Genomic DNA, 14200 nt, shown 5'->3' on the forward strand with positions numbered 1-14200 from the left:
TGTTTGCCTATGTCTGGACCTGAGGAGACCCCCGAGTCCGTCGTGGGCTCGGCCTCCCCCGCCTCGGACGGCGCACCGCCGACCACCGCCCCGCCGAGCTTCGGCCGGGCGGACGCCGACGATTCGGGGACGCAGTCGGAGTCGTCCTCCGGCCTGGTGTCCCCGGACCTCACCGTGCCGCTGTTCGGCCCCGACAAGCCCTGGTGGGCCGCCGACGACGAGGAGGAGGCGTCCCCGGCCGTCGACGCCGAGAGCGAGGACGAAGCCGAGGCCGGGACCGAGGAGGAGACCCGAGCCCGGGAGACGCCGGGCGGCGCGCCGGACGCCGAACGACAGCCGCAGGCCCCTCCCAGGCCAGGCACCCTGGTCGCCGGGGTCGGCGTACCGCCGGTGGACAGCCGCGGCGCCGTCCCGGCCGAGCCGCTGCAGCCGGAGACCCTGCCGTCCTATCCCGACACCGACCCCGACGGCATCCCGCTCTACCCCGGCCCTCAGGAGCAGCCCGCCGAGCAGCCCGCCGCGGCGGCCGCGGAACGGGTCCCCACGATCCCCGCGGCCCAGCCCGCCGCCCCCGGGCCCGCCGAGCAGCCCGCCGCACCGTCCGCGGCATCGCCCACGACACCGGGGGCGACATCGCCCGCGGCGTCCATGACGTCCGCGCCCCCGCCCGCGGCCCCCGAGGCCCCTGAGGCGGCCGCGGCCGCCTCGTCGCCGGAGAACCCCTCCTCCCGGACGTCCACGGCCACGGGACCCCAGGCGGCCGTACCGCCCGCTGCCCCCGGCCCCGGCGCGTCCCAGGCGGCGCAGAAGGCTCAGGACTCCTCGGCGCTGGACTCCACCAGGCCCGACGTCACCCCGTCCCTGCCGAGAGACTCCGCCGCCGGGTCGCCCGCCCCCTCCGCCGGGGCGGCCACCGGGCCCTCCGCCGGGACGCCCTCCGGACCCTCCTCTGAGCCCTCCGCCGGCCCTTCCGAAGGTCCCAGGCTCGACCAGACCGTTCCCGACGCCCGGTCCGCCCTTCCCGTCCCGGTCGTCGGCGCCGGCGGCAAGGACGCCGAGGGCGGCGAGAGCAAGGAGGACAAGGGGAGCAAGGGGGCGCGCACCCGTCCGCTCGACCCGCTCAACGACACCTCCGACGCGCTGACCCCCGACGCCGTCCTGCCGCCCGGCGTGATGCCGCCGGAGTACACCGGCCCCAAGCACGAGGACATCCCGCACGCCTCCGCCTACGCCCGGCAGCCCGGCGACGGCTTCGTGGTGGTGATGTCCCAGGAGACCACCCACCAGTTCCAGCAGCCCGGGCCGCAGGAGGCGCACCGGCCGCCCGCGGCGGCGCACACCGCCGAGGACACCGAGGTGCGCCGCCGCAACGCCCTGCTGATCGGGGTGGTGGCGCTGGTGGTGGCCATCCCGATCATCGTGCTGGGGGCGTTCGGCCTGGCCTCCGGCTCCGGCGACGCCGCCTCCCAGGCCGCCGCCACGCCCACCAAGACCCCGCCGGCCGCTCCGCCCCCCGCCTCGACGCGGCCGCCCGCCACCCCGCGGCCCTCCTCGCCCGGCCCGAGCAAGATCGACGACGAGCGTTCCGACCCGCGGCCGCTGGCGCTGCTGGAGGTCTTCCCCGAACGTGAGGTGGTGCTCGCCGAGAAGTTCTTCATCCAGGACAAGACCTCGGTGAACCACCAGTGCGGACTCGCCGCCCGGGGCGTCATGGTGCAGGCGCTCGAACGCGGCAAGTGCCGCAGCGTGGTGCGCGCCACGTTCGTCAACCGGATCAAGACCATCGCCGTCACCACCGGCGTCGCGGTCATGCCCACCCATCAGGCGGCGCTGGCCGCGAACCGGGCCGGCAGGCCGGCGGATTATGAGTGGTTCCGGGCGATGCCCGGCAAACGCTCCCCCGACATCGACCGCGCCGGCGGCTACGCCGCGGGCACCGTCCGCGGGCGGTATATCGTCTACGCCTACGCCACCTGGGCGGACGGCACCAAGCCCAAGCCCGGCGACCCGGTCCTCAAGCAGGTCGCCGAGGCGTTCATCGCCTACGGGCTGCGGCCCATCGAGCGGCGGGCCGCCAAGGGCTGATCCGGCGCCGGACGGACCACGACCGAGCGGCCGGCCGGGCGGGGTCAGGAGGAGACCGGAAGGTCCACCGGCCCGGAGGCGCCGCCCAGCGTCCGCACCCGCCGGGTCTCCTGCGCCCGGCGGGCCAGGTCCTCCTCGTCGTCGGGGTAGCGGACCTCCTCCAGGCACAGCCCGTGCGCGGGAGCGACGTTCACCGCCGAGTCCCGCACCCGCGCCGCCAGCACCGCCGCCGGCCAGTCCACCTCACGGCGGCCGTCGCCCACCATCAGCAGGGCGCCCACCAGCGCCCGCACCATCGAGTGACAGAACGCGTCCGCCTCCACGGTGGCCGCCGCCAGCGCGGGCTCCTCACGGGTCCACTCCAGTCGCAGCAGCCGCCGGATCGTGGTGGCGCCCTCCCGTTTGCGGCAGAACGCCGCGAAGTCATGCTCACCCACCAGCCGGGCCGACGCCTCGTTCATCCGGCCCAGATCCAACGGCCGCGGATGCCACAGCACGTCCCGCCGGCGCAGCGGATCCACCCCCGCCGGGTCGTCGCACACCCGGTAGACATAGCGCCGCGAGAGCGCCGAGAACCGGGCGTCGAACCCCTCGGGGGCGCGGGTCACCCGCCACACCCGCACGTCCGGCGGCAGCAACCGGGCCAGCCGGCGCGACAGCGTCCCGCCCACGGTGTTGTAGGCGGCGACCGGGACCACCACGTGGGCCACCTGTCCGCGCGCGTGCACCCCGGCGTCGGTACGGCCCGCCACGGTCAGTGCGGGCGGCGGGTCCAGCCGCAGCACCCGGCCCAGCGCCTCCTCGATGACGCCCTGCACGGTGCGCTGCCCGGGCTGACGCGCCCATCCGGCGAAGTCCGACCCGTCGTAGCCGATGTCGAGCCGCAACCGCACCAGCGCTGTCATGCTCCCCCGTCCCCGGACATGTGCCCAGTCTTGCAAAAGTCGGCTCCGCCGTCGCCGTGAACGGCGGCTCTGGTCCGGCACCGCGACGGGCCCGCCCTCCGTGCAGGGAGGACGGGCCCGTCGGATGCCGCGTATCGAACGCCCTGTCGGTCGCCTGGGCCGTCGCCCGGCTCCTTACTCGGCGTTCTCCTCGCCCTTGGTCTCCTCGCCCTTGGTCTCGGCCTCGGGGGCCTCCGTGGCGGCGGTCTCCTCGGCGGGCTTGCTCTCCTTCTCCAGGTCGGGCTTGCCCGCGTCGGCCTTCTCGGTCGCGACGGGACGCCGCGAGGCCGCCGACATCGGCTCGGTCACCAGCTCGATCACCGCCATCGGGGCGTTGTCGCCGCGACGCGGGCCGATCTTGGTGATCCGGGTGTAGCCGCCCGGCCGGTCGGCGAACGTCGGGGCGATCTCGGTGAACAGCGAGTGCACCACGCTCTTGTTGCGGATCACTCGCGCCACCAGCCGACGGTTGTGCAGATCGCCCTTCTTGGCCTTGGTGATCAGCTTCTCCGCGAACGGACGCACCCGCCGGGCCTTGGCCTCGGTGGTGGTGATCCGGCCGTGCTCGAACAGCGCGGTGGCCAGGTTGGCCAGGATCAGCCGCTCGTGCGCGGGGCTGCCGCCGAGGCGGGCGCCCTTGGTGGGCTTCGGCATTGCGTTTCCTTCCTGCACCGGCCGTATCAGGTACCGGTGGCTCGTTCACTGCGAACGCGCCCGCCCGCGGGCGGGGCGCCGGCGGGCGGGCGCGGACATGTGTCAGTACTGCTCGGTCTCGGCGTAGCTGTTGTCGTCCTCGCCGTAGCTGTCGGCCGCCGCGGTCGGGTCGAACCCGGGCGGGGAGTCCTTCAGCGTCAGGCCCATGTCGGCCAGCTTCTGCTTGACCTCCTCGATGCTCTTGGCACCGAAGTTGCGGATGTCCAGCAGATCCTGCTCGCTGCGGGCGACCAGCTCGCCGACGGTGTGGATGCCCTCGCGCTTGAGGCAGTTGTAGGAGCGGACGGTGAGGTTGAGCTCCTCGATGGGCAGCGCCAGATCCGCCGCCAGCGCGGCGTCCGTCGGCGACGGGCCCATGTCGATGCCCTCGGCCTCCACGTTCAGCTCGCGGGCCAGCCCGAACAGCTCGACCAGGGTCTTGCCGGCCGAGGCCACCGCGTCCCGCGGCAGCATCGACGGCTTGGTCTGCACGTCGAGGATCAGGCGGTCGAAGTCGGTGCGCTGCTCGACTCGGGTCGCCTCGACCTTGTAGGTGACCTTGAGCACCGGGGAGTAGATGGAGTCGATCGGGATCCGGCCGATCTCCTGCCCCGGCTGCTTGTTCTGGGCCGCGGAGACGTAGCCGCGACCGCGCTCGACGGTCAGCTCCATCTCCAGCTTGGCCTTGCTGTTGAGGGTGGCGATGTGCAGGTCGGGGTTGTGCACCTCGACACCGGCCGGCGGCGCGATGTCGGCTCCGGTGACCTCGCCCGGGCCCTGCTTGCGCAGGTACATCACCACGGGCTCGTCGTGCTCGGAGGAGAGCACCAGCTCCTTGAGGTTCAGGATGATGTCGGTGACATCCTCCTTGACCCCGGGAACGGTGGAGAACTCGTGCAGCACGCCCTCGATGCGGATGCTGGTGACCGCGGCGCCCGGGATGGACGACAGGAGGGTGCGGCGCAGCGAGTTGCCGATCGTGTAACCGAAGCCCGGCTCCAGCGGCTCGAGGATGAACCGCGACCGGTACTCGTCGATCTGCTCCTCGGTGAGAGTGGGACGCTGGGCGATGAGCATGATTGCTCCCTTGGTAGTCCACGGCGCCCGCTATCTGACGCCGTCGGATGGTGCCTACCCGGGCGGGCCGCGAGGACTCCGCCCGGGAGGTGCGGATCTGACCGGACGACCCCGACCCGAATTACTTCGAGTAGAGCTCGACGATCAGCTGCTCCTGGACCGGCGTGTCGATCTGCTGCCGGACCGGGAGCGAGTGGATGAGGATCCGCATGGTCGGCTCGGTGACGGCCTCCATCCACGCCGGCACCTGCCGCTCGCCCGCCTCGGCCTTGGCGACCATGAACGGGGTGAGCTCGTGCGACTTCTGCTTCACCTCGATGACGTCGTGCTCGTTGACCAAGTACGACGGGATGTCGACCTTGCGGCCGTTGACCTTGAAGTGGCCGTGCCGGATCAGCTGCCGGGCCATGTCGCGGGACTTGGCGAAGCCCGCCCGGTACACGACGTTGTCCAGCCGCCGCTCCAGCAGCTGCAGCAGCACGTCACCGGTCTTGCCCGTCTTGCGGTTGGCGATCTCGTAGTACCGGTGGAACTGCTTCTCCAGGACGCCGTAGATACGGCGGGCCTTCTGCTTCTCCCGGAGCTGCAGCAGGTACTCGGTCTCCTTGGGACGGCCGCGGCCGTGCTCGCCCGGCGGGTAGGGCCGGATCTCGATCGGGCACTTGGGCCCCTCGCACTTGCTGCCCTTGAGGAACAGCTTCATCTTCTCGCGACGGCAGAGCTTGCAGTCCGCGCCGGTGTAACGAGCCATGTTTCTCTCTCCCCCCGGCCTCAGACGCGCCGACGCTTGGGCGGCCGGCAACCGTTGTGCGGCACGGGCGTGACGTCCTGGATGGAACCGACCTCCAGCCCGGTCGCCTGCAGCGAGCGGATGGCGGTCTCGCGGCCCGAGCCCGGGCCCTTGACGAACACGTCGACCTTGCGCATGCCGTGCTCCATGGCACGGCGGGCGGCGGCCTCGGCGGCCTGCTGAGCGGCGAACGGGGTCGACTTGCGGGACCCCTTGAAGCCCACGTGGCCCGCGGAGGCCCACGAGATCACGTTCCCCTGCGGGTCCGTGATCGACACGATCGTGTTGTTGAAGGTGCTCTTGATGTGTGCGTGTCCGTGGGCGATGTTCTTCTTTTCCTTGCGGCGCACCTTTTTGGCGCCGGCCTTGCTCCTGGGAGGCATCGGTTGGGTCTACTCCTGTGAGGTCGTCGATCCGGTCGTGGCGAAGCCGAACTACGGTCCACCCCGCCTGCGCGGAGAAGGCGTCCGGCCGGTCCGGACTACTTCTTGCCGGCCTTCTTCTTGCCGGCCACGGTCTTCTTCTTGCCCTTGCGGGTGCGGGCGTTGGTCCGCGTGCGCTGACCACGCACCGGAAGCCCACGGCGATGCCGGATGCCCTGGTAGCACCCGATCTCGATCTTGCGACGGATGTCGGCCTGGATCTCCCGGCGCAGGTCGCCCTCGATCTTGTAGTTGGCCTCGATCCAGTCGCGGAGCTTGATCAGTTCTTCGTCACCGAGCTGGTGGACTCGCAGGTCGCCGCTGACCCCGGTGGCGCGCAGGGTCTCGCGCGCCCGGGTGCGGCCGATGCCGAAGATGTAGGTCAGTGCGACCTCCAAGCGCTTGTCGCGCGGGAGGTCGACGCCCAGGAGGCGAGCCATCGTGGGCAGTTCCCTTCTAAGTCGCGGAGGTCTCGCCCATCGCGTCCCCACCCCTGCCCGGGTGGCGGCCCCGGCCTCCGTCCGGGGGTACCCCTCACATAGCCGTGCCGTACGACCCGATCACGGGCCGTACGGCGGCGATGCGAAGGCTGCGATGAGCCTGTGCTGTGTTCAGTGCGTCAGCCCTGACGCTGCTTGTGCCGCGGGTCCTGGCAGATCACCATGACCCGGCCGTGACGGCGGATCACCCGGCACTTGTTGCAGATCTTCTTGACGCTCGGCTTGACCTTCACTGGTGGTCTCCTAGTAGCTAGGGTCACTCCCCCGCTGCCGAACGGGGGAGAGGCAACCGCATTGACTCCTCCTCCTCGTCGACGAGGAGGATTCCTGGCTCACGCCGCCCGGCCGTCAGGCGAACGCCCGGGTCTTCCGCGATCTGCACCAGCCGGGTTGAGACCAGCCCGGAAAGCATCAAGAGCGCGGAGTCGCCGCCCCAGCGGCTCCGCACACGAGGTGCACGTATTCACTTGTAGCGGTAGACGATCCGGCCGCGGGTGAGGTCGTAGGGGCTCAGCTCCACGACGACCCGGTCGTCGGGCAGGATTCGGATGTAGTGCATCCGCATCTTGCCGCTGATGTGGGCGAGCACCTTGTGCCCGTTGTCGAGCTCCACCCGGAACATGGCGTTCGGGAGGGACTCCACGACGGTGCCCTCGATCTCGATGGCCCCTTCTTTCTTGGGCATGTCCTCCGCGCTTCACTGCTCGGTTCGTCTGGGATTCGGCCCGATGACCGGGGACGCCGCCCCCGGGACGGCCACACCCAGGCTCGACGGCGAGGGGCTTAGGCGACCGAAAACGGACCGACTTAGGAGTGTACGTCACCGACCCGCCGAACGCGAAATCCACCGCGACTCGGGCCTCGGTACCGCTCCCCGAACCAGCTTACCGCCTCAGCCGTTGTACCTTTCCATCAGGAGACATTCGAGGAGGATCGGCATGCCGAATTATGACTTCGAGCTGATCCTCAGCCGCCCGCTCCTCGAGGCCGAGCTGGACCTGCTCTTCCAGCGCACCTTCGGGCACGTCACCGTGTCCTTCGTGCCCGAACTGCGCGGCGAACAGCGCCCCGGCCACGCCCGCTGCCGCTGGCAGGCGGCCTCGCTGTCGGCCGCCATCATGGAGGTCATCGCGCAGCTTGAGGCACTGGAGACGGCCGAGGACACGCCCCCGCTGCGGGTGATGTCGGTGGAGGCCGATCCCCTGCTGTCGATGCGCGACATCGCCGAGCGGGTGGGCCGCAGCCTGGAGTCGGTCCGGCTGTCCATCCGCGGCGCCCGCGGCCCCGGCAACTTCCCGGCGGCCGAGACGATCAGCGCCGGGCACCGGCTGTGGCGCTGGTCCCGGGTCGCCGAGTGGTACGGCGTGCACGACCCGCAGCTGCGCGAGGCCGGGCCCACCTCCCAGGCCATCAACGGCTGGCTGGCGCTGCGCGACGTGGTGCCCCAGGTGGCGCCCGCCCCTGAGGAGGTCACCTCCGCCCTCTCGGCGGTACTGTCGCACGTGGCCTGATCCGTCGCGATCCGCCGGAGCCCGACCGGTTTCGGCGCATGCGTCGGACCACGGCGGCTCGCGCCCCGCCGGTCGTCGGCGGCGGGCGCCGCATCCGGCTGGGGAGAGGATCAATGCCGATCATCGTGCAGTTCAGCGACATCCACATCGCCGCCGGGGCGGACGGCGAGGTCGACGACCGCAGCGGACCGGTGCGCGCCCTGCGCAACGCCGTCTCCAGCGTGCTGGCCCTGCCGGAGCGGCCGGACTGCCTGGTGCTCACCGGCGACCTGGTCGACCGGGGACTGCCCGCCGAGTACGCCCGGCTGACCGCCCTGCTGTCGCCGCTGCCCATCCCGGTGTACCCGCTGCCCGGCAAACACGACGACCGGGCCCTGCTGCGCGCCGCCTTCGCAGACCGGGCGCCGCTGGAGTCGCCGGACGGCGACCCCCAGGCGCCGGTGCGGTACGCGGTCGAGATCGCCGGGACGCGTCTGGTGTGCTGCGACACGACCGTGCCGGGCCGTCCCCACGGCGAGCTGGGCCCCGAGCTGCTGGACTGGCTGGAGGCCACGCTGGCCGCCGCCCCCCGCACGCCGACCGTGCTGGCCGTCCACCATCCCCCGTTCCCCATCGGGGTGCGCTTCCTGGACGAGCTGGCGCTGCGCGACGCCGCCGAGCTCGGCGCCCTGCTCGCCCGGCATCCGCAGGTGGAACGGGTCATCAGCGGACACGTGCACCGGGCCGCGGTCGGCGCGGTCGGCGGGGTCACCGCCGTCACCTGCCCCAGCACCTACCGGCAGATCTATCTGGACACCACCTCGCCCGGCCAGGCCGCGGTGACCGGAGAGCCCGCCGGATTCGCCGTGCACATCGTGGGCACGGGCCGGCCGGCGGTCACGCACTTCGTCCCCACCGGCGTCTACCGGCCGCTGATGCACGTGGACTGAGGGCTCCTCAGCCCCGGCGGCCGCCGCGGAAGAGCGCATGGAGCAGCAACGGGACGAGCATCCAGATCCACCACGGGTAGACCATTCCGGCGGTCACCGACACCGCCAGCCAGATCACGAAGTTGATCGCGCTGACGGTCGCCCAGACCGCCAACACCCCCCGCTCCCCCGCCTTGGCGAGCGCGCCGTCGCCCTGCCGGGCGGGCTCGGCGGACCCCGTGCGCGGCGACGGGAGCGGCCGCTGGTACAGGTCCTCCTCCGGCAGGTCCGCGGTGACCGCCTCCAGCTCGCCGTAGGTCTTGGCGTCGTAGACGGCCTGCAGCCGCTCCTGGAGCTCCTCCACCGTGATGCGGCCCACCGCGCAGTGCTCGCGCAGCGCCTCGGCCACCCGGTCGCGATCGGCGTCCGAGGCCCGCATGCGCGGATCGGGAGAGTTCACGACGCCACCTTCCTCGGTATCAGCGGGACGCGCCGAGCCTGGCGAACCCCCCGCGCCCCTCGTCCAGGGCGGTGAGGACCCGTGGACCGTCCTCGGTGACCGCGAAGGTGTGCTCGAAGTGCGCCGAGTGGCGGCCGTCGACGGTGACCACCGTCCAGCCGTCCTCCAGCTCGCGGGTCGCCTTGGTGCCCAGGTTGACCATCGGCTCGACGGCGAAGCACATGCCCGGCTCCAGCACCGGACCGTGCCCTGGGCGGCCGTGGTTGGGGATCAGCGGGTCCATGTGCATCTGGGTGCCGATGCCGTGCCCGCCGTATCCCTCGACGATGCCGTAGCGGCCCTGAGAGCGGATGTAGGACTCGATGGCGTGCGAGATGTCGCTCAGCCGCGCCCCGGCCACACCGGCCGCCAGGCCGTGCCACAGCGCCGTCTCGGTGACCTCCAGCAGCCGGCGCCGCTCGGCGTCGATCTCGCCGACCGGGACGGTGATCGCCGCGTCGCCGTGCCAGCCCGCCACGATCGCCCCGCAGTCGATGGAGATCACATCCCCCTCCCGCAGCACCTTGTGCGGGCTGGGGATGCCGTGCACGATCTCCTCGTTCACCGAGGTGCAGATCGTCGCGGGGAACCCGTGGTAGCCCTTGAAGGAGGGCACCCCGCCGTTGGAGCGAATGTGGTCCTCGGCGATGGCGTCCAGGTCCGCCGTGGTGATGCCGGGCTTGACGGCCTCCCGCAGCACCTGGAGGGTCCGGCCGACCAACAGGCCGGCCGCCCGCATCAGCTCGATCTGCTCGGCGGTCTTGATCTGGATGGCCGGACCGCGCCGGCGCCTACCCCACACGTGCATTCCCCTCTCATCGCCCCATGCGGGCACGAGCATGCTTCGGCGGACGGCACCGGGCGCGGGAACGGTCACCCACGGAACCGGCGGATCGCCTCCAGGGCCCGCTCGGTGACCACCTCGACCGGGCCGGTCGCGTCGATGCCGACCAAGATGCCCTCATCGGCGTAGAACGACACCAGCGGGGCGGTCTGTTCCTCGTAGACCTCCAGCCGGTGCCGGACCACGTCCTCCCGGTCGTCATCGCGCTGGAACAGAGGACCTCCGCAGTCGTCGCAGATGTCGTCCTGCTTGTCGTCCCAGTCGACGTGCCAGATCTTGCCGCACTGGCCGCAGGTGCGACGGCCCGACAGCCGGCGGACGACCTCGTCCTCGTCCACCACGAGCTCCAGCACCAGGTCCAGCTTGGCGTTCCACTCGGAGTCGAGCATCTTCTTCAGCGTCTGGGCCTGCGGGACGTTCCGGGGGAAGCCGTCCAGCAGGAACCCGTGCCGTGCATCGTCCTCCGAGAGACGATCACGCACCATCGCGATGGTGATCTCGTCCGGCACCAGGTCGCCGCGGTCCATGTACTGCTTGGCCAGTCGGCCGAGCTCAGTGCCTCCGCTGACGTTGGCACGGAAGATGTCACCTGTCGAGATCTTCGGGACGGACAGGTGCGACGCGATGAACTGGGCCTGCGTCCCCTTGCCCGCTCCAGGGGGGCCCACCAGAACGATACGCACTACCGGAGGAAGCCCTCGTAGTTGCGCTGCTGCAGCTGGCTTTCGATCTGCTTCACGGTATCCAGTCCCACGCCGACGACGATGAGGATGCTCGTCCCGCCGAACGGGAAGTCGTCGGTCGCCTGGATGAGGGCGAACGCGACCATCGGGATCAGCGCGACGAGCCCCAGGTACAGTGCACCGGGTGTGGTGATCCGGGTCAGCACATAGTCGAGGTACTCGGCCGTGGGCCGACCCGGACGAATGCCTGGGATGAACCCACCATACTTCTTCATGTTGTCGGCGACTTCAGTGGGGTTGAACGTGATCGCCACGTAGAAGTACGTGAAGAAGATGATGAAGCCGAAGAAGGCGGCCATGTGCCAGGGGTTGTCCTGCTGCAGGTAGGGCTGGATCTTGATCATCCACTTGTTCTCCGGCCACAGCTGGGTGGCCAGGACGGGCAGGTACAGCAGGGATGAGGCGAAGATCACGGGGATGATGCCGGCCTGGTTGACCTTCAGCGGGATGTAGGTCGAGGTGCCGCCGTACATCCGCCGGCCGATCATCCGCTTGGCGTACTGCACGGGGATGCGGCGCTGGGCCTGCTCGACGAACACCACGCCCGCCATGATGGCCAGGCCGACCAGCAGCACCACACCGAAGATGAACGCCCCCTTGGCCTTGTAGATGGCCCAGAACTGGGCCGGGAAGACCGCCACCACCTGGGTGAAGATCAGGATCGACATGCCGTTGCCGATGCCGCGGTCGGTGATCAGCTCGCCCAGCCACATGATCACCGAGGTGCCGGCGGTCATCACGATCACCATGGTGATGACCGTGAACAGGTCGGTCCGGTACAGCACGTCCCCGGCGTTGGGGAACAGCCGTCCCGTGGCCGCCATCGCCACGATGCCCGTGGCTTGCAGGATCGCCAGCCCGATGGTCAGGTAGCGCGTGTACTGTGTGATCTTGTTCGTGCCGGCCTGGCCCTCCTTCTTGAGGGCCTCCAGCCGGGGGATCACCACGGTGAGCAGCTGGAGGATGATGCTCGCCGTGATGTACGGCATGATCCCCAGCGCGAACACCGAAAGCTTCAACAGCGCGCCACCGCTGAACAAGTCCACCAGGCCATAGAGCTGACCGGTGTCGCCGCTCTCCCGGGCGCCCTGGACCGCCTCCCGGATCGCCTCGGTGTTGACCCCCGGGGTCGGAAGCTGTGAACCGATCCGGAAGATCACGATGATGAACAGCGTGAACAGCAGTTTCTTGCGCAGGTCGGGGGTACGGAACGCCCGAGTGATCGCCGTTAGCACCAGTCCTCCTGCGCGAATCGGTGTCGATGGCCGCGGTGCGGGCCGGTTCCTGCAGTGCTGGCCGTGCCTCCTCCCGTCACCGCGGTGCGGTACAGGATTCTGACACCAGCCGGTCGAACAATAACAGCAGACGCGACCGGGGCTCGCCTTCCGTCCGGCAGGGACCGCAAAGTCTGTGCCGAACGGAATCCGAGCCCCGGTGTCGCCGTGATCATGCCTACAGCACGTCGGCCGAGCCGCCGGCCGCGGCGATCTTCTCCTTGGCGGAGGCGGAGAAGGCGTGCGCCTTCACCTGGACCGCCACGGAGATCTCACCGTTGCCGAGGACCTTGACCGGCCGGCCCTTGCGGACCGCGCCCTTGGCCGCCAGGTCCTCGGGGGTGACCTCGCCGCCCTGCGGGTACAGCTCGGCCAGCTTGTCCAGGTTCACCACCTGGTACTCGACCCGGAACGGGTTCTTGAAGCCCTTGAGCTTGGGCACCCGCCGGATCAGCGGCATCTGGCCGCCCTCGAAGCCGACCGGCACGGTGTCACGGGCCTTGGTGCCCTTGGTGCCCCGGCCGGCGGTCTTGCCCTTGGACGCCTCGCCCCGGCCCTTGCGGATCTTCCGCTTGTTGGCGCCGGGAGCGGGGCGCAGGTCGTGCACCTTGAGGGGGCCGCCCTCGGTGACGTCCGCCATGATCAGTCGACCTCCTCGACGGTGACCAGGTGCGCCACCGTCCGGATCATGCCGCGCACCTGCTGGGTGTCCTCGCGGACGACGCTGTCGCCGATCCGCTTCAGGCCCAGGGTACGCAGCGTGTCACGCTGGTTCTGCTTCTCGCTGATCCGCGACTTGACCTGGGTGATCTTCAACCGGCTCATGAGGCGACCTCCACCCGGGGCTCGCTGCCGGCGGCCCAGGCCCGCAGCATCGGGGCCGGGACCACGTCCTCCAGCGGCAGACCCCGCTTGGCGGCGATCTCCTCCGGCCGGCTCAGCTGCTTGAGCGCCGCCACCGTGGCGTGCACGATGTTGATCGCGTTCGAGCTGCCCAGCGACTTGCTCAGCACGTCCTGGATGCCGGCGGCCTCCAGCACCGCACGCACCGGGCCGCCGGCGATGACACCGGTACCGGGGCTGGCCGGACGCAGCAGCACCACGCCGGCCGCCTTCTCGCCCTGCACGGCGTGCGGAATGGTGCCCTGGATCCGCGGCACCTTGAAGAAGTGCTTCTTGGCCTCCTCGACGCCCTTGGCGATCGCCGCGGGCACCTCCTTGGCCTTGCCGTATCCGACGCCGACCGTGCCGTTGCCGTCACCGACGACCACCAGGGCGGTGAAGCTGAAGCGCCGACCGCCCTTGACGACCTTCGCGACGCGGTTGATTGCTACGACGCGCTCGATGTACGACTGTCCCTTGTCGGCGCCACCGCGGCGGTCGTCGCGCCGGTCGCGACGGTCGCCACCCTGACCGCCACCGCGCCTCTGCGCTGCCATCAGTGGTTCCTTCCGTTACTGGTCGTGGTGAGGGCCATCGGTTTCGCTCCCCGGCCCTTCGATTGCGTTTCCCGGACCGCCATCAGAATTCCAGCCCGCCCTCGCGGGCGCCCTCGGCGACGGCGGCCACGCGTCCGGTGTACTTGTTGCCGCCCCGGTCGAAGACGACCTTGGAGATGCCGGCCGCCTTGGCCCGCTCGGCCACCCGCACGCCCACCCGGCGGGACTTGTCGGTCTTGGTCCCGTCGGCGGCGCGCAGATCCGCCTCCATGGTCGACGCGCAGACCAGGGTGTGCCCCTTGGTGTCGTCGATCACCTGGACGAACATGTGCCGGGTGGAGCGGGTCACGACCAGGCGCGGGCGCTCGGGGGTGCCCATCACCTTCTTGCGGACCCGGGCGTGCCGGCGGGCACGCGCCCTAGCCCGCGGCGACCCGGCCTTGCGGGCCACGGTCTTGCCTGCTGCCATGA

General features: G+C 70.8%; 19 protein-coding genes. 3 read left to right on the top strand and 16 right to left on the bottom strand.

Translation table 11 applies throughout. From position 1 onward, the window contains the following. Positions 1–9 precede the first annotated feature (9 nt). Positions 10–2085 (top strand): hypothetical protein, encoded by a 2076-nt coding sequence (locus EIO00_RS00885; protein ID WP_140174726.1) that lies wholly within the window; start codon positions 10–12, stop codon positions 2083–2085. Between the two features lie 44 nt (positions 2086–2129). Here EIO00_RS00885 and truA read toward each other — a convergent pair whose 3' ends face one another. The 8 genes from truA to infA form a co-directional block, all read right to left on the bottom strand. Then, on the bottom strand, positions 2130–2990 hold the full coding sequence (gene truA / locus EIO00_RS00890; protein WP_175596079.1) for a tRNA pseudouridine(38-40) synthase TruA: 861 nt from the start codon (positions 2988–2990) through the stop codon (positions 2130–2132). Between the two features lie 174 nt (positions 2991–3164). Further along, on the bottom strand, positions 3165–3683 hold the full coding sequence (gene rplQ / locus EIO00_RS00895) for a 50S ribosomal protein L17 (protein WP_140174728.1): 519 nt from the start codon (positions 3681–3683) through the stop codon (positions 3165–3167). Positions 3684–3785: 102 nt separating this feature from the next. Continuing rightward, positions 3786–4799 (bottom strand): DNA-directed RNA polymerase subunit alpha, encoded by a 1014-nt coding sequence (locus EIO00_RS00900; protein WP_140174730.1) that lies wholly within the window; start codon positions 4797–4799, stop codon positions 3786–3788. Between the two features lie 121 nt (positions 4800–4920). Further along, positions 4921–5550 carry a 30S ribosomal protein S4 gene (gene rpsD, locus EIO00_RS00905; protein ID WP_140174732.1) on the bottom strand — a complete coding sequence of 210 codons (630 nt, stop codon included), beginning with the start codon at positions 5548–5550 and terminating at the stop codon, positions 4921–4923. A gap of 20 nt (positions 5551–5570) precedes the next feature. After that, the gene (gene rpsK / locus EIO00_RS00910; RefSeq protein ID WP_140174734.1) at positions 5571–5972 is read right to left on the bottom strand and encodes a 30S ribosomal protein S11; all 402 of its coding nucleotides are present in this window, start codon (positions 5970–5972) and stop codon (positions 5571–5573) included. A 98-nt stretch (positions 5973–6070) separates the two neighbouring features. Further along, a complete protein-coding gene (gene rpsM / locus EIO00_RS00915) occupies positions 6071–6451 on the bottom strand; it encodes a 30S ribosomal protein S13 (protein WP_140174736.1) in 381 nt (126 codons plus the stop codon). Positions 6452–6630: 179 nt separating this feature from the next. Then, positions 6631–6744, bottom strand: a complete 114-nt coding sequence (gene rpmJ, locus EIO00_RS00920) for a 50S ribosomal protein L36 (RefSeq protein WP_103937854.1) — start codon at positions 6742–6744, stop codon at positions 6631–6633. A 230-nt stretch (positions 6745–6974) separates the two neighbouring features. Next, a complete protein-coding gene (gene infA, locus EIO00_RS00925; RefSeq protein ID WP_067912209.1) occupies positions 6975–7196 on the bottom strand; it encodes a translation initiation factor IF-1 in 222 nt (73 codons plus the stop codon). A gap of 253 nt (positions 7197–7449) precedes the next feature. Here infA and EIO00_RS00930 point away from each other — a divergent pair, with 253 nt between their 5' ends. Beyond that, positions 7450–8022 carry a helix-turn-helix transcriptional regulator gene (locus EIO00_RS00930; RefSeq protein WP_140174738.1) on the top strand — a complete coding sequence of 191 codons (573 nt, stop codon included), beginning with the start codon at positions 7450–7452 and terminating at the stop codon, positions 8020–8022. Between the two features lie 113 nt (positions 8023–8135). Next, positions 8136–8951, top strand: coding sequence for a phosphodiesterase (locus tag EIO00_RS00935; protein WP_140174740.1), 816 nt, complete (start codon positions 8136–8138; stop codon positions 8949–8951). A gap of 7 nt (positions 8952–8958) precedes the next feature. Here the strand turns inward: EIO00_RS00935 and EIO00_RS00940 are convergent, their stop codons facing one another. From EIO00_RS00940 to rplR, 8 genes are all read right to left on the bottom strand, one after another. Then, positions 8959–9390 (bottom strand): DUF1707 SHOCT-like domain-containing protein, encoded by a 432-nt coding sequence (locus EIO00_RS00940; RefSeq protein ID WP_140174742.1) that lies wholly within the window; start codon positions 9388–9390, stop codon positions 8959–8961. Positions 9391–9409: 19 nt separating this feature from the next. Further along, positions 9410–10237 carry a type I methionyl aminopeptidase gene (map, locus tag EIO00_RS00945; RefSeq protein ID WP_140174744.1) on the bottom strand — a complete coding sequence of 276 codons (828 nt, stop codon included), beginning with the start codon at positions 10235–10237 and terminating at the stop codon, positions 9410–9412. Between the two features lie 65 nt (positions 10238–10302). After that, entirely contained in the window at positions 10303–10956 is a 654-nt protein-coding gene (locus EIO00_RS00950) for an adenylate kinase (RefSeq protein WP_140174746.1), read from the bottom strand. Continuing rightward, positions 10956–12251 (bottom strand): preprotein translocase subunit SecY, encoded by a 1296-nt coding sequence (secY, locus tag EIO00_RS00955; RefSeq protein ID WP_140174748.1) that lies wholly within the window; start codon positions 12249–12251, stop codon positions 10956–10958. Before secY ends, EIO00_RS00950 begins: the two co-directional genes overlap by 1 nt. A 217-nt stretch (positions 12252–12468) precedes the next feature. After that, positions 12469–12930 (bottom strand): 50S ribosomal protein L15, encoded by a 462-nt coding sequence (rplO, locus tag EIO00_RS00960; protein WP_140174750.1) that lies wholly within the window; start codon positions 12928–12930, stop codon positions 12469–12471. A 2-nt stretch (positions 12931–12932) separates the two neighbouring features. Further along, complete coding sequence (rpmD, locus tag EIO00_RS00965) at positions 12933–13115, bottom strand: 50S ribosomal protein L30 (protein WP_140174752.1); 183 nt, start codon at positions 13113–13115, stop codon at positions 12933–12935. Beyond that, on the bottom strand, positions 13112–13732 hold the full coding sequence (rpsE, locus tag EIO00_RS00970; RefSeq protein WP_140174754.1) for a 30S ribosomal protein S5: 621 nt from the start codon (positions 13730–13732) through the stop codon (positions 13112–13114). The genes rpmD and rpsE overlap by 4 nt, the downstream gene beginning before the upstream one ends. A 79-nt stretch (positions 13733–13811) precedes the next feature. Further along, complete coding sequence (gene rplR, locus EIO00_RS00975) at positions 13812–14198, bottom strand: 50S ribosomal protein L18 (protein WP_140174756.1); 387 nt, start codon at positions 14196–14198, stop codon at positions 13812–13814. Positions 14199–14200: the final 2 nt, after the last annotated feature.

The sequence above is a fragment of the Thermomonospora catenispora genome (assembly GCF_006363815.1).
Lineage (GTDB): Bacteria > Actinomycetota > Actinomycetes > Streptosporangiales > Streptosporangiaceae > Thermomonospora > Thermomonospora catenispora.